Annotated in this window: 22 protein-coding genes; 14 read left to right on the top strand and 8 right to left on the bottom strand. The window is 63.0% G+C overall.

The annotated features are described in order from the left end of the window. Window positions 1–37 precede the first annotated feature (37 nt). The 4 genes from accB to GCN78_RS19190 all read right to left on the bottom strand — a co-directional run bounded on the left by accB (window position 38) and on the right by GCN78_RS19190 (window position 2,325). Window positions 38–502, bottom strand: coding sequence for an acetyl-CoA carboxylase biotin carboxyl carrier protein (gene accB, locus GCN78_RS19205; protein ID WP_046684231.1), 465 nt, complete (start codon window positions 500–502; stop codon window positions 38–40). Window positions 503–592: 90 nt separating this feature from the next. Further along, the gene (gene aroQ, locus GCN78_RS19200) at window positions 593–1,030 is read right to left on the bottom strand and encodes a type II 3-dehydroquinate dehydratase (protein ID WP_034746628.1); all 438 of its coding nucleotides are present in this window, start codon (window positions 1,028–1,030) and stop codon (window positions 593–595) included. Window positions 1,031–1,112: 82 nt separating this feature from the next. After that, window positions 1,113–1,667 (bottom strand): TlpA family protein disulfide reductase, encoded by a 555-nt coding sequence (locus GCN78_RS19195; RefSeq protein ID WP_152253127.1) that lies wholly within the window; start codon window positions 1,665–1,667, stop codon window positions 1,113–1,115. 19 nt (window positions 1,668–1,686) lie between these two features. Continuing rightward, window positions 1,687–2,325 (bottom strand): hypothetical protein, encoded by a 639-nt coding sequence (locus tag GCN78_RS19190; RefSeq protein ID WP_152253126.1) that lies wholly within the window; start codon window positions 2,323–2,325, stop codon window positions 1,687–1,689. A gap of 114 nt (window positions 2,326–2,439) precedes the next feature. On the opposite strand from GCN78_RS19190, the gene mpl reads away from it, so the two are divergent. From mpl to mtgA, 7 genes are all read left to right on the top strand, one after another. Continuing rightward, complete coding sequence (gene mpl, locus GCN78_RS19185; protein WP_152253125.1) at window positions 2,440–3,816, top strand: UDP-N-acetylmuramate:L-alanyl-gamma-D-glutamyl-meso-diaminopimelate ligase; 1,377 nt, start codon at window positions 2,440–2,442, stop codon at window positions 3,814–3,816. Further along, complete coding sequence (locus GCN78_RS19180) at window positions 3,813–4,397, top strand: YqiA/YcfP family alpha/beta fold hydrolase (RefSeq protein WP_152253124.1); 585 nt, start codon at window positions 3,813–3,815, stop codon at window positions 4,395–4,397. Before mpl ends, GCN78_RS19180 begins: the two co-directional genes overlap by 4 nt. Continuing rightward, on the top strand, window positions 4,394–5,008 hold the full coding sequence (locus tag GCN78_RS19175; RefSeq protein ID WP_152253123.1) for a chorismate--pyruvate lyase family protein: 615 nt from the start codon (window positions 4,394–4,396) through the stop codon (window positions 5,006–5,008). Before GCN78_RS19180 ends, GCN78_RS19175 begins: the two co-directional genes overlap by 4 nt. 2 nt (window positions 5,009–5,010) lie before the next feature. Beyond that, window positions 5,011–7,101 carry a ribonuclease catalytic domain-containing protein gene (locus tag GCN78_RS19170; RefSeq protein ID WP_152253122.1) on the top strand — a complete coding sequence of 697 codons (2,091 nt, stop codon included), beginning with the start codon at window positions 5,011–5,013 and terminating at the stop codon, window positions 7,099–7,101. 138 nt (window positions 7,102–7,239) lie between these two features. Then, window positions 7,240–8,097, top strand: coding sequence for an energy transducer TonB family protein (locus GCN78_RS19165; protein ID WP_152253121.1), 858 nt, complete (start codon window positions 7,240–7,242; stop codon window positions 8,095–8,097). A gap of 11 nt (window positions 8,098–8,108) precedes the next feature. Continuing rightward, window positions 8,109–8,936 carry a shikimate dehydrogenase gene (gene aroE / locus GCN78_RS19160; RefSeq protein ID WP_152253120.1) on the top strand — a complete coding sequence of 276 codons (828 nt, stop codon included), beginning with the start codon at window positions 8,109–8,111 and terminating at the stop codon, window positions 8,934–8,936. Continuing rightward, complete coding sequence (gene mtgA / locus GCN78_RS19155) at window positions 8,918–9,664, top strand: monofunctional biosynthetic peptidoglycan transglycosylase (protein ID WP_413465219.1); 747 nt, start codon at window positions 8,918–8,920, stop codon at window positions 9,662–9,664. The genes aroE and mtgA overlap by 19 nt, the downstream gene beginning before the upstream one ends. Window positions 9,665–9,728: 64 nt before the next feature. Here the strand turns inward: mtgA and GCN78_RS29400 are convergent, their stop codons facing one another. Continuing rightward, window positions 9,729–9,887, bottom strand: a complete 159-nt coding sequence (locus GCN78_RS29400) for a hypothetical protein (RefSeq protein ID WP_193316791.1) — start codon at window positions 9,885–9,887, stop codon at window positions 9,729–9,731. On the opposite strand from GCN78_RS29400, the gene corA reads away from it, so the two are divergent. Beyond that, entirely contained in the window at window positions 9,886–10,851 is a 966-nt protein-coding gene (corA, locus tag GCN78_RS19150; protein WP_034746658.1) for a magnesium/cobalt transporter CorA, read from the top strand. The genes GCN78_RS29400 and corA overlap by 2 nt on opposite strands. A 94-nt stretch (window positions 10,852–10,945) precedes the next feature. On the opposite strand, the gene GCN78_RS19145 is transcribed toward corA, so the two are convergent. Further along, window positions 10,946–11,161 (bottom strand): hypothetical protein, encoded by a 216-nt coding sequence (locus GCN78_RS19145; RefSeq protein ID WP_152253118.1) that lies wholly within the window; start codon window positions 11,159–11,161, stop codon window positions 10,946–10,948. Here GCN78_RS19145 and GCN78_RS19140 point away from each other — a divergent pair. Further along, window positions 11,160–11,876, top strand: coding sequence for an HAD family hydrolase (locus tag GCN78_RS19140; protein WP_152253117.1), 717 nt, complete (start codon window positions 11,160–11,162; stop codon window positions 11,874–11,876). The genes GCN78_RS19145 and GCN78_RS19140 overlap by 2 nt on opposite strands. Here GCN78_RS19140 and hemL read toward each other — a convergent pair whose 3' ends face one another. Together hemL and thiD are read right to left on the bottom strand one after the other, a co-directional pair. Next, entirely contained in the window at window positions 11,877–13,172 is a 1,296-nt protein-coding gene (gene hemL, locus GCN78_RS19135; RefSeq protein ID WP_152253116.1) for a glutamate-1-semialdehyde 2,1-aminomutase, read from the bottom strand. A 50-nt stretch (window positions 13,173–13,222) separates the two neighbouring features. Further along, a complete protein-coding gene (thiD, locus tag GCN78_RS19130) occupies window positions 13,223–14,080 on the bottom strand; it encodes a bifunctional hydroxymethylpyrimidine kinase/phosphomethylpyrimidine kinase (RefSeq protein WP_152253115.1) in 858 nt (285 codons plus the stop codon). Between the two features lie 96 nt (window positions 14,081–14,176). On the opposite strand from thiD, the gene GCN78_RS19125 reads away from it, so the two are divergent. The 5 genes from GCN78_RS19125 to GCN78_RS19105 all read left to right on the top strand — a co-directional run bounded on the left by GCN78_RS19125 (window position 14,177) and on the right by GCN78_RS19105 (window position 18,111). Then, window positions 14,177–14,329 (top strand): rubredoxin, encoded by a 153-nt coding sequence (locus tag GCN78_RS19125; protein ID WP_038488910.1) that lies wholly within the window; start codon window positions 14,177–14,179, stop codon window positions 14,327–14,329. 82 nt (window positions 14,330–14,411) lie between these two features. Continuing rightward, on the top strand, window positions 14,412–14,834 hold the full coding sequence (locus tag GCN78_RS19120) for a response regulator (protein ID WP_152253114.1): 423 nt from the start codon (window positions 14,412–14,414) through the stop codon (window positions 14,832–14,834). A gap of 36 nt (window positions 14,835–14,870) precedes the next feature. Continuing rightward, a complete protein-coding gene (locus GCN78_RS19115) occupies window positions 14,871–15,236 on the top strand; it encodes a response regulator transcription factor (protein WP_152253113.1) in 366 nt (121 codons plus the stop codon). 2 nt (window positions 15,237–15,238) lie between these two features. Next, window positions 15,239–15,874 carry a chemotaxis protein CheW gene (locus GCN78_RS19110; RefSeq protein WP_152253112.1) on the top strand — a complete coding sequence of 212 codons (636 nt, stop codon included), beginning with the start codon at window positions 15,239–15,241 and terminating at the stop codon, window positions 15,872–15,874. Beyond that, window positions 15,874–18,111, top strand: coding sequence for a methyl-accepting chemotaxis protein (locus tag GCN78_RS19105; protein ID WP_152253111.1), 2,238 nt, complete (start codon window positions 15,874–15,876; stop codon window positions 18,109–18,111). The genes GCN78_RS19110 and GCN78_RS19105 overlap by 1 nt, the downstream gene beginning before the upstream one ends. Window positions 18,112–18,113: the final 2 nt, after the last annotated feature.

The following is an 18,113-nucleotide window of genomic DNA, read 5'->3' as shown; positions in this document are numbered from 1 at the left end:
ACTGCAAACGGCCGTTGCCGGCCGTGTGGACTGGGTTTTAGCCGATCACAAACAAGGGTTGACCGAATTCGACCGGTTGGCCGTTTTCGACCAGGATCTGGGTCACGACACCGGCTTTATCGGAGTCGATTTCATTCAGGAGCTTCATCGCTTCGATGATGCACAGGGTATCACCTTCCTTGACGGTCGAGCCCACTTCAACATAGGCGGCGCTGCCAGGAGCGGAGGAGCGGTAGAAGGTGCCGACCATCGGCGACTTGACCACATAGCCCGTTGGCTCGGCGGCGACCACGACGGCAGCTGCCGCGGCGGGGGCGGCGGCTGGCGCGGCTGGCTGGTATTGGGCTTGCATGCCTTGCGGCTGCATCATGACCATCTGGTTTTGCGGCATGGCCGACGATTTGACGATGCGAACCTTGCTTTCGCCTTCGGTAACTTCCAGCTCTGCGATATCCGATTCGGCGACCAGGTCGATCAAGGTCTTGAGTTTTCGTAGATCCATGTAAAACCCCTAGGAATGTAGTTTGTTTTATGAGTGATGCGGTGATGTCCAGAACCTATCGCCGCGCTAAATGCGTGCAGATCGCGTAGATTAACGTTTTTTAAGCGCAAAGTCGATGGCAAACCGATATCCATCGATACCCAGGCCGCAGATCGTCCCCTGCGCGATCGCGCTGAGAAATGAGTGATGTCGAAACGTTTCGCGTTGATAAATATTCGAGATATGGACTTCCACGAACGGGATGGCGACCCCGGCCAGCGCATCGCGCAAGGCGACGCTGGTATGGGTCAGGCCGCCCGGATTGATGACGATGGCATCGATCCCTTCCGCTCGCGCGGCATGGATGCGGTCGATCAGCGCGCCTTCATGGTTGCTTTGAAAGCAGACCAGGTCGGCGCCGGCCGCCATGGCTTGCGCCATTGCTGCCTGTTCGATATCGGCCAAGGTGCTGGCGCCGTAGACCTCAGGCTCGCGCGTTCCCAGCAAATTCAGGTTGGGACCGTTGAGCAGAAGGAGGTTTTTTGCCATGTATGGAAGACCGTTTTAGCGAAAGTTCCGCATTTTGCCGCCAAAGATACGCATTGGCAAGAGAAAAAAGCACGCTCCGAATTTACAATTTATCCAGATCGGCGCGCAACTGATCAAATTTCAAGCGGCCCAGATAGGTCTTTTTGACTTCGCCATCGGCGCCGATCAGCACCGTAAAGGGCAAACCGCCCGTGGCATTGCCAAAATGACGCGACAGGTCGGTGCCGCTCATGCCGGACACATACACGGGATAGGCGATCTTGAACTTGCTGGCAAAGGTGGCAATATTACTGGCCGAATCGATGCCGATGCCGATCACCTGCAGGTTTTTCGCCGCATAATGGCCTTGTACTTCGGATAACTCCGGCATTTCTTCTACGCAAGGCGGGCACCACGGCGCCCAGAAATTCACCAGCAGATTCTTGCCTTTCCATTGAGACAAGGCTTGCGTGGTGCCCGCCGCGTCCGGCAAGGACAGCGCATACAGCTCGTTGACGGGCCCCGTCGCGCCCGGCGCGATGGTCGTCGTCAGCGGTCCCGCTGCTTTCGCTTTTTCCTTGCTCAAACCGACGTAGGCGCCCATGCCGCCAAACATCAGCGCCACGATGGCGCAGGCGATCCAATTCTTTTTTGTCATAACTTTATCTATATCAATGTTAGTCGGCAGCCGGCACGCCATCGGCGAGGCTGGCGGCGAGCAGGCTGCGCAGCCCGGCGATGTCGGTGCGCAGCACCTTGCCGTCTGCCTTGGTTTTCAGCGCGCCGCGCATATCGTCGAGCTCATACATGGCCGCGTGCACGCCTTCGTTTTTCCACAAAAAACTGGCCGTCTCGACCGCATCATAACGCGCTCCCTTGAAATGCGGGCTTTCCGACATGTCGAGTACGACATTTTTATTCAGCAGGAAGATGTGGATATCCTTGGCGCTCTCGGCAAACAGCTGCAAATAGATCTCGTCGTGGGGGCCGGCCGTGCCATTGAGTACGGGGCCGCTGAGCAGGGGATGAAATTGTTGCAACGCTTCCATCACCTGCAGCGCGATCGTGCGCAGCTGGAACAGCCGCGCCGGCTGGCTGTCGGCCAGGAACAGGGCATTGTATTGCCGCACCTGCTCCTCGATCATGTCGTTGTCGGGCAGTATATTCGGCCGGTTCGGCGCGTCGCCGAGGACTTGCCGCGCCGCCTTGCGCTTGGCGCTGCCATAGTCGGCGCCATCCTGCGCCACGAGGCGCGCGGCAGCGGCGGCGATTTCCAGGCGCAACTGCGCGCTATCGTCAAATGCATCGTTCGTCATGAGCGAGATGATACTCCGAAGCGGAAAAAGTCATGGCGTCAGGTAAAATCCTGCACTTGCACTTTTTTATCTCACCGTCTTACTTACTAACCGAGCACCTTTCGCACTGATCACATGCATATTCATATTCTCGGCATTTGCGGTACCTTCATGGGCGGCCTGGCTGTCCTGGCCAAGGAAGCCGGCCATAAAGTCACTGGTTGCGATGCCAACGTGTATCCGCCGATGAGCACCCAGCTGGAATCGCAGGGAATCGAACTGATCCAGGGCTTTGATCCGGAACAAACCAAGCTGAACCCGGATTTGTATGTGATTGGCAATGTGGTCTCGCGCGGCAACCCGCTGGTGGAAGAAATCCTCAACCGCAGCCTGCCGTATGTGTCCGGCCCGCAGTGGATCGGCGAACATATCTTGCGCAACCGGTGGGTACTGGCCGTGGCCGGCACGCATGGCAAGACGACCACCTCGGCCATGCTGGCCTGGATACTCGAAGACGCGGGCTATGCGCCGGGTTTCCTGATCGGCGGCGTGCCGATGAACTTTGGCATTTCCGCGCGCCTGTCCGGCAAGATCGACGGCAAGAGCGCCGAGTCGGACTTCTTCGTCATCGAAGCCGATGAATACGACACGGCCTTCTTTGACAAGCGCAGCAAGTTCGTGCATTACCACGCGAAGACGGCGATCATGAATAACCTGGAATATGATCACGCCGACATCTTCCCCGATCTGCACGCGATCGAGACGCAATTCCACCATCTGGTGCGCACGGTGCCCGGCATCGGCCGCCTCGTGTTCAACGGCGATGAGGCATCGCTGCAGCGCGTGCTGGCGCGCGGTTGCTGGAGTGAAAAGGAAAGTTTTGGTCAAGATGCCAACTGGCAACTGCAAGAGCAGGCCGACGGCAGCTTCGACGTGTATTTCAATGGCCAGCAGGAAGGCCATGTGGCGTGGGCGCTCACGGGCAAGCACAACCGCAGCAATGCGCTGGCGGCCATCGCCGCCGCGCGCCATGTGGGCGTGCCCATTGCCCAGGCGTGCGCCGCGCTGGCCAGCTTCGAGAGCGTCAAGCGCCGCATGGAAGTGCGCGGCGTGGTCAACAACATTACCGTGTACGACGATTTCGCGCACCACCCGACGGCCATTGCCACCACCGTGGGCGGCTTGCGCCAGAAGATCGGCAGCAGCGCCCGCATCCTGGCCGTGCTGGAACCGCGTTCGAACACCATGAAGCTGGGCGCCATGAAAGATGCGCTGCCTGGCAGCCTCAAGGATGCCGACCTGGTCTTCGGTTTCGGCAGCCAGCAAGCATTGGGCTGGAGCCTGGGCGACGCGCTGGCGCCGCTGGGCAAGATTGCCAGCGCCTATGAAGACATCGACGCGCTGGTGGCGGCCGTGGCGGCAAGCGCCCGTCCCGGCGACCAGATCGTGGTCATGAGCAATGGCGGCTTTGGCGGCGTGCACCAGAAATTGCTGGAGGCGCTGGGCCGATGATTCTGTACCTGCATGGATTTCGCTCGTCGCCCCTGTCGATGAAGTCGCGCCTGCTGGCCGCGCAGATGCAGGCGCTGGGCCGCGAGGCGGAGTGGCTGTGCCCGCAATTGCCCGCCTCGCCGAAACTGGCCATCGCACTGGCGCTGTCGCTGGTCAAGGACGTGGCGCCGGCCGACCTGACGATCATCGGCTCGTCCTTGGGTGGTTATTACGCCACCTGGCTGGCCGAGCAGCTCGGTTGCCGCGCCGTGCTGCTCAATCCCGCGATTGTTCCCCTGATCGACCTGGAACAGCATGTGGGCGTGACGACCGAGTTCCATTCGGACAAGCCATTCGAGTTCAAGCGCGAGTACATAGCCGAGCTGCGCACGTTTGCCGTAGAGAAAATTACGCAGCCGCAACGTTATTTCCTGATTGCCGCCACCGGCGATGAAGTGCTCGACTACCGCGACATGGTGGCGCATTATCAGGGGGCGCGGCAACTGGTCATCGATGGCAGCGACCATGGCATCAGCGAGTTTGCCGACTACCTGGCGCCCGTGCTGGCCTTTTGCGGCATCGATGCGGATGCTGGCCGGTGAGGCCGGGATCGCTGCGCCAGGCGCAATGGCATGCGCACGTAAATGCCGTCCAAGCGCCGCCGGCCTTGCGCCACTGGCTGACGGGCGGCGGTTCGCTGACGGCCAAGCTGAAAGCGCACAGCAGCGCGTTTCGCGTGCAATGTTTGCATCAGGAAACGGCACGCTGTTTGAGCGACGAGGCCGCCATCATCGGTTTGCACCGCGCGGGCCGGGTGTGGGAACGCGAAGTGTTGTTGCGTTGTGATAACAAACCGGCCGTGTTTGGCCATACCGTCGTGCCCATGCAGGCGACGGCGACGGACTGGCCCCTGTTTTCCGCGCTGGGCGAGCGTTCGCTGGGCACGACGCTGTTTGGCGACCGCATGGTGCGGCGCGGCACCCTTGAATTTGCCCGCTTGCGCGCCGGGCACCCGCTGGTGCAGCGGGCGCAGGCGGCGCTGGCCCTGGAAGGGGCGCGCGCCAGCGACAAGTCGCTGTTTTTTGCCCGCCGCTGCCTGTATCAGCGTCACCAGGGATTGCTGCTGGTAACAGAAGTATTTTTGCCGGCGGTGCTGGAGTTGACGTCCGTCACTCGTACCGTTGCAACCGACACATTAATAAACAAAGCATAACAATGAATCTATTTTTTGAAGAATCCGGCGATTTCAAGGTCGGCACGGTCCTGTCGCAAGCGGGTGAAGCCTACCAGGTCGAAATGGCCAGCGGCAAGCGCACCAAGGTCAAGATCAAGGACGTGCTGCTGCAGTATGAAAAGCCGGCCCCGGCCGAGCTGCTCGAGCAAGCCAAGGTTGTTGCTGCCGAGATCGATCTCGATTTCCTGTGGGAAGTGGCGGGCGAAGACGAGTTCGGCTTTGCCGAGCTGGGCGCCGAGTATTTCGGCCACGCCCCATTGCCGCCGGAAGCGGCCGGCCTGATCCTGGCCCTGCATTCGGCGCCCGTGTATTTCTACAAGAAAGGCCGTGGCCGCTACAAGGCGGCGCCGGAAGCGTCGCTGAAGGCGGCCCTGGCCGGCATCGAAAAGAAAAAGCAGCAGGCGCTGGTCCAGGCCGCTTACGTGGAAGAGCTGAAACAGAACCGCTTGCCTGCCTCGATGCAGCCCATGGTGCTGCAACTGCTGTTCAAGCCGGACAAGAACACCATCGAATACAAGGCGCTGGAAGCGGCGTGCACGGAATTGCACACGACGCCGCCGCGTTTGATGCTGGCCGTCGGCGGTATTGCTTCGCCGAAAGACCTGCACTTGTCGAAGTTCCTCTTTGAAAACTTCCCCAAGGGCGCCGGCTTCCCGAGCGTGCCCGTGCCATCCGTGACGGCCAAGCTGCCGCTGGCCGATGTGGCCGCCTTCTCGATCGATGACGTGACCACCACCGAGATCGACGATGCTTTCTCCGTGCAGCCGCTGCCGGATGGCACGATCAAGGTGGGTATCCACATCGCCGCGCCGGGCCTGGGCATCCGTCCGGAAGACGTGATCGACAAGATGGCGCGCCAGCGCATGTCGACCGTCTACATGCCGGGCGACAAGATCACCATGCTGCCGGATGAAATCGTGAATGCGTTCACGCTCGCGGAAGGCACGACGTGCCCGGCCCTGTCGCTATACGCAACCCTGGACCCGAAAGCGGACTGGGCCGTGGTCAGCACGCAGACGCGCGCCGAACTGGTGCCGATCGCCAGCAACTTGCGGCATAACCAGCTCGACGACGTGGTCAACGAGGAAACTCTGGCCAGCGGCGAAGGCGACTATCCGCACAAGGCCGATTTCGCCATCCTGTGGCAATGGGCGCAGCAGCTGGAACAGGGCCGCATGAAGAAGCGCGAAGCATTCGGCCTGAAGCCGGAACAGAATAACCGCGTCGATTTCAATTTCTATGTGGAAAACGACATCGTCACCGTGGCACGCCGCAAGCGTGGCGCGCCGCTGGACAAGATCGTCGCCGAACTGATGATCTTTGCCAACAGCACATGGGGCAAGATGCTGCACGACCATGGTGTGCCGGGCATCTACCGCAGCCAGGGCGGCGGCAGCGGCAATAGCTGGGCGGCAAAGATGCAGGTGCGCATGGTCACCCATGCGGCGCCGCACCAGGGCCTGGGCGTGGACCAGTACGCGTGGAGCACGTCGCCCTTGCGCCGCTACACGGACCTGGTGAACCAGTGGCAAATCATCGCCTGCGCCGAGCATGGCGTGACGGCGCCGCTGGTGGCACCGTTCAAGCCGCGCGACGCCAACCTGTTCGCCATCGTTTCGGCCTTCGACGCCGCGTATGCCGCGTATGGCGATTTCCAGTCGAACATGGAACGCTACTGGTGCTTGCGCTGGCTGCACCAGGAAAATGCGCGCCAGGTCGATGCCGTCGTGCTGAAAGATGAAATCCTGCGCCTGGTCGACATTCCGCTGGTCATCAAGCTGCCGGGCATGCCGTCCGTGGCGCGCGGTGCCCAGGTCAAGCTGGACTTGCTGCGCTGGGATGAGGTCGACCTGAGCATCGAAGCGCGCCTGCTGGAAATCGCCGCCGTGCCCGATGCGGCGGCCGACGACGCCGAGCTCGATTATGAGGAAGAGGCGGGCGACGAAGGTGCCGACGAGGGCGACGTGACGGCGGAAGCATCGCCGGAAGCGGCGAACCAGGTCGGCGACGCCGAGGCGGAAGTGGCGGAACTGGCCAGCGAAGACGTGGTCAGCGAACCCGAAGTCAAGTAAGGCGCCCGTCAAGCCATCCAGGCGGTGCCGAAAACTGTTGCCGGCACCGCCCTATGACGTAGAATTCAGCCATCTTGTATGGTGTGCTTGTTGCGAACTGGGTTGCGCGTGAAGTCTTTCCGAGAGAATCGTTTTCTGATGATAGCCGTGGCGGTATCGCTGCTGGCGCACGGCGCCTTGCTGGCGCTGCATTTTGTCGCCCCGGCCCCGCAGCGCGCCATCGCCACCGATCCCGGCCTGGAAGTGATCCTGGTCAACGCCAAGCATGCGAACAAGCCGCTGAAGGCCGAGGCCCTGGCGCAAGCCAACCTCGACGGCGGTGGCCAGGCCGACAAGGGCCGCGCCAAGTCGCCCTTGCCGGACATGCGCAAGGTGGAAGAGGGCGATAGCGTCAAGGCCAGCGCCCGGCGCATCGCCGAGCTGGAGCAGAAGCAGCAGGAATTGCTGACCCAGGCGGCCAAGCCGACGCCCTACAGCGCCGCGCCCATCACGGAAAAGGACAAGCCCAATCCGCTCGCGTCCGGTTCGGACTTGATGGAAAGCAGCAAGGCCATCGCGCGCATGGCGGCCGAGATCAGCCAGACCGTGGAAGACCAGAATAAACGTCCGCGCAAGACTTTCATTACGCCCAGCACGCAGGAGGTCGGCTATGCCATGTATTACAAGACCCTGCAAAAGCGCATCGAGGAAATCGGCACGCTGAATTTCCCGCAAAAGAATGGCCGCAAGATGTATGGCGAACTGGTCGTCTACATCCCCATCTTCCAGGACGGCACGATTTACCAGAAGGAAGGCGGCGTCCGCGTGGAGAAAAGCTCGGGCAACCCCGCGCTGGACGCGGCGGCCCTGACCATCGTGCGCCGCGCGGCGCCCTTCGGCCGTTTCCCACCGAACATGTTGTCGAGTGACAAGGATGACCTGTGGGTCGTCATCACCCGCTTCAAATTCACGCGCGAAGAAAAAATGGAAGCTAACCTGACTGGCGGCAGCAATTGAACAAGAATGAAATGAATCCAGATCAATATTGCGTCTTCGGCAATCCCATCGCTCACAGCAAGTCCCCCCTGATTCACGCCGCGTTTGCCCTGCAGACGGGCGAGCCCATCGTGTATGAGCGCCGGCTGGCGCCGCTGGACGGCTTTGTCCTGGCGGCCCGCACGTTTGCCGCCGAGGGCGGCAAGGGCGCGAACGTGACGGTGCCCTTCAAACTGGATGCGTGCGCGCTGGCCACCGTCCTGACGCCGCGGGCCAGGGCCGCCGGCGCCGTCAATACCCTGCGTTTCGATGGCGACACCATTCTTGGCGACAATACCGATGGCGCGGGCCTGGTGGCCGACATCGTGCGCAACGCGGGCGTGGCCATCGCCGGCAAGCGCATCCTGCTGCTGGGCGCGGGCGGCGCGGCGCGCGGCGTCGTGCTGCCCTTGCTGGAACAGGGGCCGCAGGAAATCTTCATTGCCAACCGCACCGTGGCCACGGCCGAGGCGCTGGTGGCGCAGTTTGCCGACGCGCTGGCGCACCCCGGTCAGCTGCGCGCCGGCGGCTTCACGCAGCCCGACGGCGTCTTCGATATCGTCATCAATGCCACCTCGGCCAGCCTGGCGGGCGATTTGCCGCCCGTGCCGTCCGCTATCTTCGGCAGCCACACGCTGGCGCTGGACATGATGTATGGCGCCCGGCCCACCGTCTTCATGGACTTTGCCGCGCAACATGGCGCGCAGGTGCGCGACGGCCTGGGCATGCTGGTGGAGCAGGCGGCCGAAGCGTTTGAGGTGTGGCGCGGCGTGCGGCCGCAAACGCGGGACTTGCTGGCGCAATTGCGGGGCAGCCTGTGAGCGGCGGCAAGAAAGGCGCGCGCAAGGGCGGCAGCGGCGGCCGCTACGGCTGGATCAAGTGGCTGTTCATCGTGCCCGTGCTGGCCTTTATCGTCGTGCAACTGTATTTCTTCCTGCAAATCTGGTGGTGGGTCGACCATAACCCGTCCAGCACGGCGTTCATGCGTGAACAATTGTCTGTCTTGCAGGACAAGAATCCCAACGCCACGATCAAGCAGACGTGGGTGCCGTACAACCGCATCTCGAACAATCTGAAACGGGCCATCATCGCCTCGGAAGACGCGAATTTCTCCGAACATGAAGGCGTGGACTGGGAAGCCTTGCAAAAGGCATATGAAAAAAACAGCAAGAAGCAGAAGGTCGTGGCGGGCGGCTCCACCATCACGCAGCAGCTGGCGAAGAATCTGTTCCTGTCCGGTTCGCGCAGTTACGTGCGCAAGGGCCAGGAGCTGATCATCACGTACATGCTGGAAAACCTGATGGAAAAGCAGCGTATTTTCGAGATTTACCTGAACGTGGTCGAATTTGGCTCGGGCATCTTCGGCGCTGAAGCGGCCGCGCGCCACTATTATCACGTCAGTGCGGCCAGCCTGAGCGCGGCGCAGGCGGCGAAACTGGCCGTGATGCTGCCGAATCCCCGCTTTTATGACCGTCACCGCGATACGGGCTACCTGAACCGGCGCACCAGTGTCATCCTGCGCCGCATGGGGGCGGCGGAATTGCCTTGATGGCGGCCGGCTTTCTTTGCATAAAATCAAAGCTGCTTAATTGGCACTATTGCGACGCAGCATCTTAATCGGCGCCGTTGGTGCCACGCCGCACTTTTTCCGCGAAAAAGCGGTGCCGGGGGTGGTCGTGAAAAGGCCTTTGCGGGTACACTTGCGCTGTTTTCATTTTTGGCGCCAGCGCCAGCACATCACGATAACCCAACATCCGGCTGAGAGCGCGCATGATCAATGTCTTTGTATTACAGAATGGCCGGCTCAACCAGGTGCCGATCGACAGCCGCGCAGACCTCGAAAATGCCGAACCGGTGTGGGTCGACCTGACCGACCCCACCGATGATGAACGGGCCTGGGTCAAGGCCATCTATAACGTCACCTTGCCGGGCGAAGACGAAGTCAAGGATATTGAAGCGTCGGCCCGCTATTACGAAGCGGAAAACGGCGACTTGCACCTGCGCACGGACTTCTTGCGCGAAGAGGACGACGGCCCGTCGCGCGTCATCACCGTGGCCTTCATCCTGGCCCGCAAGATCCTGTTTTCCATGCATACGGACGACTTGCCCGTGTTCCGCCTGGTGCGCATGCGCGCCCGTTCGCGGCCAGGCTCGATCGCCGACTACATGGACGTGCTGCTCGACCTGTACGCCACCGATGCCGAATATTCGGCCGACGTGCTCGAAGGCATCTACCAGAACCTGGAAGAAGTCAGCACGCGCGTGCTGCAAAAGGAATTTACCGATGCGCACGCGGCCGAAGCGCTGAACGCGATTGCCCACGAGGAAGATTTGAATGGCCGTATCCGCCGCAACATGATGGATACGCGCCGCGCCGTCAGCTTTCTGATGCGCGGCCGGCTGCTCAATTCCGAACAGTTCGAGGAAGCGCGGCAGATTTTGCGCGACATCGAATCGCTCGATGGCCACACGTCTTTCCTGTTCGATAAGATCAACTTCCTGATGGATGCCACCGTCGGCTTCATCAACATCAACCAGAACAAGATCATCAAGATCTTCTCGGTGGCCAGCGTGGCCTTCCTGCCGCCCACCTTGATCGCCAGCGTGTATGGCATGAACTTCAAGCTGATGCCGGAACTGGAATGGTCGTTCGGCTATCCGTGGGCCTGGGGCCTGATGATCACCAGCGCCATCGCGCCCTTCCTGTACTTCCGCCACCGCGGCTGGCTGAAATAAACCCTTGTCGCCGGGCCGCGTCAGCGCCCCGGCGCCGCCACCGGATCTCCCCGGATTTCAAGGCGAGCGCAGCAATTTCAAAAATCAGCGATAATCATTGGTATTGCGTGGTATTGAATTGGTATTTGCGCGTCAACGCGAGCCTGATGCCCGATTCTTCCCCCGTAGTCTGCCGTTTGCAGAAAAGTATCGTCATTCCGACGTTTTCTGCGTGGTAGCGTCCGCCTGTTCCACCTATGATCGTTGCGATGCCAGCCTTGGCCGGCTGGCCGCCGCATTTCCCGTCACCGTTGCCTTCTGGAGAGTTCATGCCTGATACCGTCACCCCCCCACTGCGCTTTACACATTTGATCAGCGACTGCGATGGCGTGCTGATCGATAGCGAAGCCGTGGCCCTGCAAGCGCTGCTGGAACTGCTGGCGCCGCGCCTGCCGAACCTGCCCGAAGGCGTCACCCTGCAAGGCTTGATCGAGCCGCGCCTGGGCCAGCGTCTGGTGCCGTTGATGCAGGATATCTACAAGGAACTGGGTTTGCCGCAAATGCCGGCCGACGAGATCATGTCCATCGGCAACGCCGTCGATGCGGCCTGCGACGCGCAATTGCGCGCCGTGCCCGGTGTGGCGCAGGCGCTGGCCGCCATTCTCCTGCCCAAGGCCGTGGCCTCGAACAGCGTCAGCGCGCGCGTGCTGTCGGCGCTCGAGCGGACAGGCATGGCGCCGCTGTTCGACAGCCGCGTCTTCACGCCGGACCTGGTCGGCCATGCCAAGCCGCATCCGGGCGTCTATCTGGCGGCGGCGGCCGCGTTTGACGTGCCGCCGCGCCAGTGCCTGGTGCTGGAAGACAGCGTCACGGGCGTGACGGCCGCCGTGGCGGCGGGCATGACGGTGTTGGGATTCATCGGCGGCGGGCATATCGCCGCCGGCCAGGAAGACAGGTTGAAAGCGGCCGGCGCGCACGTCGTGTTCAACGACATGGCCAGCCTGCCGGCGCTGGTGGCCGCGGTGCTGGACACCGCGACCGTCTGACTACGCTTCAGCCAATTTAGCAAACACCTTGCGCGCGGCGGCGATGGTGGCGTCGATGACGGCATCGTCGTGCTGTGCCGAGACGAAGCCCGCCTCGAAGGCGGCGGGCGCGAAGTACACGCCTTCGTCCAGCATGGCGTGGAAGAAGGCGTTGAACTTGCTGCGGTCGCCCGCCATCATTTCCGCATAGCTGGTCGGTGGCGTTTCGCTGAAATAAATGCCGAACATGCCGCCGATGTAGTCGGCGCAGAAGACCACGCCCGCTTCCTTGGCGGCGGCGGTCAGGCCTTCGGCCAGGCGCTTGGCCGTGGCGCCCAGCTGCTCGTAGAAGCCGGGCTGCTGGATCAGTTTCAAGGTTGCCATGCCGGCCGCCACGGCGACCGGGTTGCCGGACAAGGTACCGGCCTGGTAGACGGCGCCCAGCGGCGCCATGTGGTGCATCAGCGCGGCGCTGCCGCCGAAGGCCGCCACCGGCATGCCGCCGCCGATCACCTTGCCCAGCGCGGTGAGGTCGGGCTGGATGCCGTACAGCGCCTGCGCGCCGCCCAGGGCCACGCGCAAGCCGCACATGACTTCATCGAAAATGAGCAGGGCGCCGTGCTGCGTGCACAGTTCGCGCATCGCCTGCAGGAATGCCGGCGTGGCTTTCACCAGGTTCATGTTGCCGGCCACCGGTTCGACGATCACGCAGGCGATCTCCGCGCCGAAGCTGTCGAAGGCGTCCTTCAGCTGTTCCACGTTGTTATAGTCGAGCACCAGGGTGTGCTTCACGAAATCTTCCGGCACGCCGGCCGACGTCGGGTTGCCGAAGGTGAGCAGGCCGCTGCCCGCTTTCACCAGCAGCGAATCGGCGTGGCCGTGGTAGCAGCCTTCGAACTTGACGATCTTGTCGCGTCCCGTGGCGCCGCGCGCCAGGCGCAGGGCGCTCATGGTCGCTTCCGTGCCCGACGACACCAGGCGCACCTGCTCGATCGACGGCACCAGGCGCGTGATTTCCTCGGCCATCAGCACTTCGCCTTCGGTCGGCGCACCGAACGACAGGCCCAGCGCGGCCGCATCCTGCACCGCTTTCACTACTTCAGGATGGGCGTGGCCGACGATGGCCGGGCCCCACGAGCCGATGTAGTCGATATAGCGCTTGCCGTCCGCGTCCCAGAAGTAGGGGCCTTCGGCGCGCGTGATGAAACGCGGCGTGCCGCCCACGGAGCGGAAGGCGCGCACGGGCGAATTGACGCCGCCTGGCGTGGTTTTTTGTGCGCGGGCAAACAGGATGTCGTTCTGTGAAGTCGTCGTCATGATAATCGTGCCTTGAAAGTGGATCGTTGTCTGTGTCGTCTGGTCGGTGTCTATTGGGCGCCGCGCTGGCGCTGCTGCCGGAACAGCCGGTTCGGCACCAGCTTGCCCATGCCATGGCGCTGCGCGTGGGCCAGCGCGCCGGCCGTGAATTCCTGCGCCGCCACCACCACCTGCGGCACATCGTCTTCGTTTTCCGCCAGGGCCAGCAGGGCGGTGGCCGCCGCCGACAGGGTGCTGCCGGCGCCGTTGAAGATGCCGGGCAGGTGCTGCCATTCGTCGTGGCGCACCACGCCGTCCTCGCCGAACAGGGTATTGGCGCGCAACTTGCCTTCGGCCGTGCCGGACTTGCTGGCGTCGGCCGGCATGCCGGTGACGAGCACGTATTCGCAGCCCAGCGCCACCAGGTAATCGACGTCATTCTGCAAGGTGTCGTCCGGATCGGCGTCGCGCCAGGTCTCGGCCAGGCGCTCCAGTTCCACCGGCGAGAGCACCAGCAGGGTCGTTTGCGGGATCAAGAGCTGGCGCACGGCCGTGAGGATGTCTTCGTCATCCATGCCCTGTTCCGGCAGCGCCGAAATGAAGGGATCGAGGATCAGCGGCACGTTCGGATAGTCGGAGACGATTTCGGCGATGGCCGTGACGTTTTCCACGCTGCCCAGCGCGCCGATCTTGATGGCGGCGACCGACATGTCTTCCAGCAGCACGCGCGCCTGGTCGGAAACCCAGTCCGGGTCGACCGCCTGCACGTCTTCCACGCGCGCCGTATCGCTGATCAGGAGGCCCGTGGTGACGGACAGACCATGGCAGCCGAAGGCTGAAAAGGTGGCCAGGTCGGCCTGGATGCCGATCGCGCCGACCGGATCGGACACGCCGAAGCTTAATATGAGGGGAGAAGTTTGGTTTTGCACGGCGGGTAGATTAAGATACCTAATTCAGCATTTTACTTGATTGAAGGGTGGCAGAACGTGAGTAGCAACGAAACAACGCAGCAATTCCAAACGTGGATGTGTCTTATTTGCGGCTGGGTTTATGATGAAGCGGCTGGTCTGCCCGACGAAGACATCGCTCCGGGCACGCGTTGGGCCGATGTTCCGATGAACTGGACCTGTCCTGAATGCGGTGCGCGCAAGGATGATTTCGAGATGGTGGCGATTTAATTAATCGGGGTGCATGCGATGGCGCCGCACGCAGGTATCGCGGCTGCCTGTGCTATGGTATGAAAGATTGTCGAATAATCACATGACGCGTCCTTTTTTGCCCGAGGCACCGTCCGATGCCGTGCGCGCCAGCGCCACCATACTCGTCATCGACGACAGCGCGACGATACGCAGCGCGGCCGCGAAGATCCTGGGCGAGGCCGGTTATCGCGTGGTGGTGGCGGAAAACGGCTTCGAGGCCCTGGCCAAGATCGCCGACTGCCAGCCGGCGCTGATCGTGTGCGATATCGTGATGCCGCGCCTTGATGGCTACCGCACCTGTGCGCTGATCAAGGCCAGCGCGGCGTATCACGCCACGCCGGTGCTGATGCTGTCGTCGAAGGAAGGCTTGTTCGACCGCGCGCGCGGCGCCATGGCTGGCGCCAGCGCCTGCCTGGCCAAGCCGCTGGCGCGCGAGACGCTGCTGGCGGCCGTGCGCTTGCACCTGGCCGGGCATTTTGAGTAAGTGATTTTATTGATTGACAACGCAGCAAGGAAGCAGATGGCCATACACACAATTCTGATCGTCGATGACTCGCCGACAGAACGCTACTACCTGAGCGAGATGCTGGTGCGTGCCGGTTATGCCGTCTTCACGGCGCAGGACGGCGCCGACGCGCTGGCGCAACTCAAGCAGGCCAGGCCCGACCTGATCCTGATGGACGTGGTGATGCCCGGTGCGAATGGCTTCCAGATCACGCGCGCCATCGCGCGCGATCCCGAACTGCAGGACGTGCCGGTGATTATCTGCTCCAGCAAGAGCCAGGAAACGGATCGCATCTGGGGCTTGCGCCAGGGCGCGCGCGACTACCTGGTCAAGCCGGTGGTGGAAGCCGAGCTGCTGGCCAAGATCGCCGCGATTTCCTGACCATGTCAACGATGCCAGGTCCCGGCGTGCCCACCGCGGCTTACCCGTCCGCCGCCATGCCCTCCTTCGAGACGGGCGCGCGGCAGGGGCGCTTGCGCCAGTATCAGCTGCAATTGATCGAGCGGATACAGGCCGCGCGCAGCGGCGCGCTGGCGGCGCGCAAGGAGCTGGGCGTGATGCTCGGTGGCCGGCCGTGCCTGCTCGACCTGACGCAGCTCGGCGAAATCGTCATTGCCGCCGGTGTGCAGATCCAGGGCGTGCCGCTGGCGCAGGACTGGTATCTGGGCCTGGCGGCCATGCGCGGACGCCTGACGGGGGTCGTCGATCTGGCCCGCTACATGGGCGAAGCGGCTTGCGTACCCGGCCATCACAGCCGCATCATCACGTTTTCTCCGCGTCTCGGCCTCAATTGCGCCTTGCTGGTCGAACGCGTGCTGGGCTTGCGCCAGCTGCGCACGATGCAGCCCGTGCCCGTGCAGGATGCGGCGCAGGGCGTGTTCCCAGCATGGGCGGCGCAGGCGCTGCGCGACGGCGAAGGGCAGCACTGGCTGCGCCTGGACCTGGCGCAGCTGGCGCAAGCGGAGCGCTTCCTCGACGCCGGCTTTGGCGGCCTCCCTGACCACAAGGATATTTGCTGATGGGCGCCAATTCTCCGATCCTGGCGGCCGGCATGCCCGAAACGCAGCACGCGCCCGGGGAGCCGGCATCGGCGGCCGACCTGCCGCTGCGCCTGCGCGACGCGCTGGGACGGCGCAAGTCGCTGGCCAGCGCGCCGGCCGGGGACTGGAAGCTGCCGCTGATCGGCCATTTGCCGCTGCAAAAACAATTGAGCATCCTGTCGACGGTGATGGCCCTGAGCCTGGCCGCCAGCCTGCTGTTCGTCGGCCTCAATACGCGCAGCGGCAATATCGCCTCGGCGCAGACGCAGCTGGCCAGCGACGCGCTGATGCATTCGCAGCGCATCGGCAAGGCCGCGCCGAACGCCGTGCAAGGCAATCCGGAAGCCTTCCGCCAGCTCGAGGAAAGCCGCAATGAACTGAACCAGGATTTCCGCCTGATGCTGCGCGGCGGGACGTATCACGGGCGCGATATCGGCGAGTCGCGTTCCGCCCTGCTGGCGGCGGTGGCTGACGCGCGCAAGAAGTGGGCCAGCAGCGACCGCGCGGCCAGCACCATCCTGCGCCTGAAACCCGAGCTGGGCGAATTCGACAAGACTCTGCAGCAATTGAATGCGCTGTCGCCGGCGCTGCTGGCGCAGACCGAGGAAGTCGCGGCCCTGAAGGTACAACGTGGCGGCAATGCGCGCGACCTGGCCGTCATCGGCCGCCTGATGATGCTGAGCCAGCGCATGAGCCGCAGCGCCAGCGAGTTCCTGTCGTCGGGCAGCATCAGCTCGGAAACGGCATTCTCGCTGGGGCGCGACACGACGTATTTCCGCACGGCCGTCGAAGGCCTGCTCAATGGCAGCGTGTCGCTGCAATTGGCGCCCACGCGCGACGCCGAACTGCGCGACCGGCTCGTGGCGTTGAAGGCCAGTTTCGACACTTACCAGAAGCTGGTCTCGTCGATACTCGACCGGCTCGACAAATTCAGTTCGGCGAAAAGCGCCGAACAGCTGATCTTCAACGAGAACGAAGACCTGCGCCAGCGATTGACCCTGCTGCAGCAGATGTACCACGTGAACCAGGAAACATTGGGCATGGCCTTCTGGATGATGGTCGGCGGCGTGCTGCTGACCCTGATCGCGGCGGCCGGCATCGGCAGGGTGCTGCTGCAGGACTCCGTCAACCGCACGCGCGACGCCGAGCGGCGGCGCCAGGAAGCGGAAATCCTGCGCCTGCTGTCGCAGGAACAGGAGGAGCAGGCCAAGGCCAAGAATGAACAGAACCAGGCGGCCATCCTGCGCCTGATGAACGAATTGCAGAAGGTCGCCGACGGCGACCTGACGGTACAGGCCACCGTGTCGGAAGACATCACGGGCGCCATCGCCGATTCCGTCAACTATACGGTCGAGGAATTGCGCGGCCTGGTGGGCAGGGTGACGGCGACGGCCGAACAGGTCAACCGCGCCTCGACGCAGGCGCAAAGCATCTCCAGCAAGCTGCTGATCGCGTCGCAGCAGCAGTCGCGCGAAATCCAGGGCGTCAGCGCCACCGTGGTCAAGATGGCCAATGCGATTACCGACGTGTCGAAGTCGGCCAGCGTCTCGGCCGACGTGGCGCGCCAGTCGGTGGCGGCGGCGCAGCAGGGTTCGACGGCGGTGGAAAACGCCATCAAGGGCATGCATGAAATCCGCGAGCAGATCCAGGATACTTCCAAGCGCATCAAGCGCCTGGGCGAATCGTCGCAGGAGATCGGCGAAATCACCGAGCTCATTTCCGACATCACCGAGCAGACCAATGTGCTGGCGCTGAACGCCGCCATCCAGGCCGCTTCGGCCGGCGAGGCGGGGCGCGGCTTCTCCGTCGTCGCCGAGGAGGTGCAGCGCCTGGCCGAACGCTCGGCCGCCGCCGCCAAGCAGATCGGCGCGCTGGTGCGCACCATCCAGGCCGATACCCAGGATGCGACGCGGGCGATGGAAACCTCCACGCAGGGCGTGGTCGAGGGCGCACGCCTGTCCGACGCGGCCGGCGCCGCCTTGAACGACATTAGCCAGGTGTCGAAACACCTGGCCGAACTGATCCAGGGCATCTCGTTCGCCACCGGCACGCAGGCCGGTTCGGCCAGCGGCGTGGCCTTGAATATCCAGCATATCCTGAGCGTCGCGGAACAGACCCAGGATGGCACGCAGCAAACGGCGCAATCGATCCATAAACTGTCGATGCTGGCGCAGGAACTGAAAAATTCGGTGTCGCGCTTCCGCGTCGCCGCCTGAAC

Origin of the sequence: Janthinobacterium rivuli (assembly GCF_009208735.1) — a bacterium.
In the GTDB taxonomy this organism is placed as follows: Bacteria; Pseudomonadota; Gammaproteobacteria; order Burkholderiales; family Burkholderiaceae_D; genus Janthinobacterium.
Note: the sequence above shows the minus strand (reverse complement) of the source record. Positions and strands in the feature narration are given on the sequence as shown.

Bases quoted from the DNA above. Each gene is read 5' to 3' on its own strand.
- accB (WP_046684231.1), bottom strand. From the start codon at position 502: ATGGATCTACGAAAACTCAAGACCTTGATCGACCTGGTCGCCGAATCG.
- aroQ (WP_034746628.1), bottom strand. From the start codon at position 1,030: ATGGCAAAAAACCTCCTTCTGCTCAACGGTCCCAACCTGAATTTGCTG.
- GCN78_RS19195 (WP_152253127.1), bottom strand. From the start codon at position 1,667: ATGACAAAAAAGAATTGGATCGCCTGCGCCATCGTGGCGCTGATGTTT.
- GCN78_RS19190 (WP_152253126.1), bottom strand. From the start codon at position 2,325: ATGACGAACGATGCATTTGACGATAGCGCGCAGTTGCGCCTGGAAATC.
- mpl (WP_152253125.1), top strand. From the start codon at position 2,440: ATGCATATTCATATTCTCGGCATTTGCGGTACCTTCATGGGCGGCCTG.
- GCN78_RS19180 (WP_152253124.1), top strand. From the start codon at position 3,813: ATGATTCTGTACCTGCATGGATTTCGCTCGTCGCCCCTGTCGATGAAG.
- GCN78_RS19170 (WP_152253122.1), top strand. From the start codon at position 5,011: ATGAATCTATTTTTTGAAGAATCCGGCGATTTCAAGGTCGGCACGGTC.
- GCN78_RS19165 (WP_152253121.1), top strand. From the start codon at position 7,240: ATGATAGCCGTGGCGGTATCGCTGCTGGCGCACGGCGCCTTGCTGGCG.
- aroE (WP_152253120.1), top strand. From the start codon at position 8,109: ATGAATCCAGATCAATATTGCGTCTTCGGCAATCCCATCGCTCACAGC.
- corA (WP_034746658.1), top strand. From the start codon at position 9,886: ATGATCAATGTCTTTGTATTACAGAATGGCCGGCTCAACCAGGTGCCG.
- GCN78_RS29400 (WP_193316791.1), bottom strand. From the start codon at position 9,887: ATGCGCGCTCTCAGCCGGATGTTGGGTTATCGTGATGTGCTGGCGCTG.
- GCN78_RS19140 (WP_152253117.1), top strand. From the start codon at position 11,160: ATGCCTGATACCGTCACCCCCCCACTGCGCTTTACACATTTGATCAGC.
- GCN78_RS19145 (WP_152253118.1), bottom strand. From the start codon at position 11,161: ATGAACTCTCCAGAAGGCAACGGTGACGGGAAATGCGGCGGCCAGCCG.
- hemL (WP_152253116.1), bottom strand. From the start codon at position 13,172: ATGACGACGACTTCACAGAACGACATCCTGTTTGCCCGCGCACAAAAA.
- GCN78_RS19125 (WP_038488910.1), top strand. From the start codon at position 14,177: ATGTGTCTTATTTGCGGCTGGGTTTATGATGAAGCGGCTGGTCTGCCC.
- GCN78_RS19120 (WP_152253114.1), top strand. From the start codon at position 14,412: ATGACGCGTCCTTTTTTGCCCGAGGCACCGTCCGATGCCGTGCGCGCC.
- GCN78_RS19115 (WP_152253113.1), top strand. From the start codon at position 14,871: ATGGCCATACACACAATTCTGATCGTCGATGACTCGCCGACAGAACGC.
- GCN78_RS19110 (WP_152253112.1), top strand. From the start codon at position 15,239: ATGTCAACGATGCCAGGTCCCGGCGTGCCCACCGCGGCTTACCCGTCC.
- GCN78_RS19105 (WP_152253111.1), top strand. From the start codon at position 15,874: ATGGGCGCCAATTCTCCGATCCTGGCGGCCGGCATGCCCGAAACGCAG.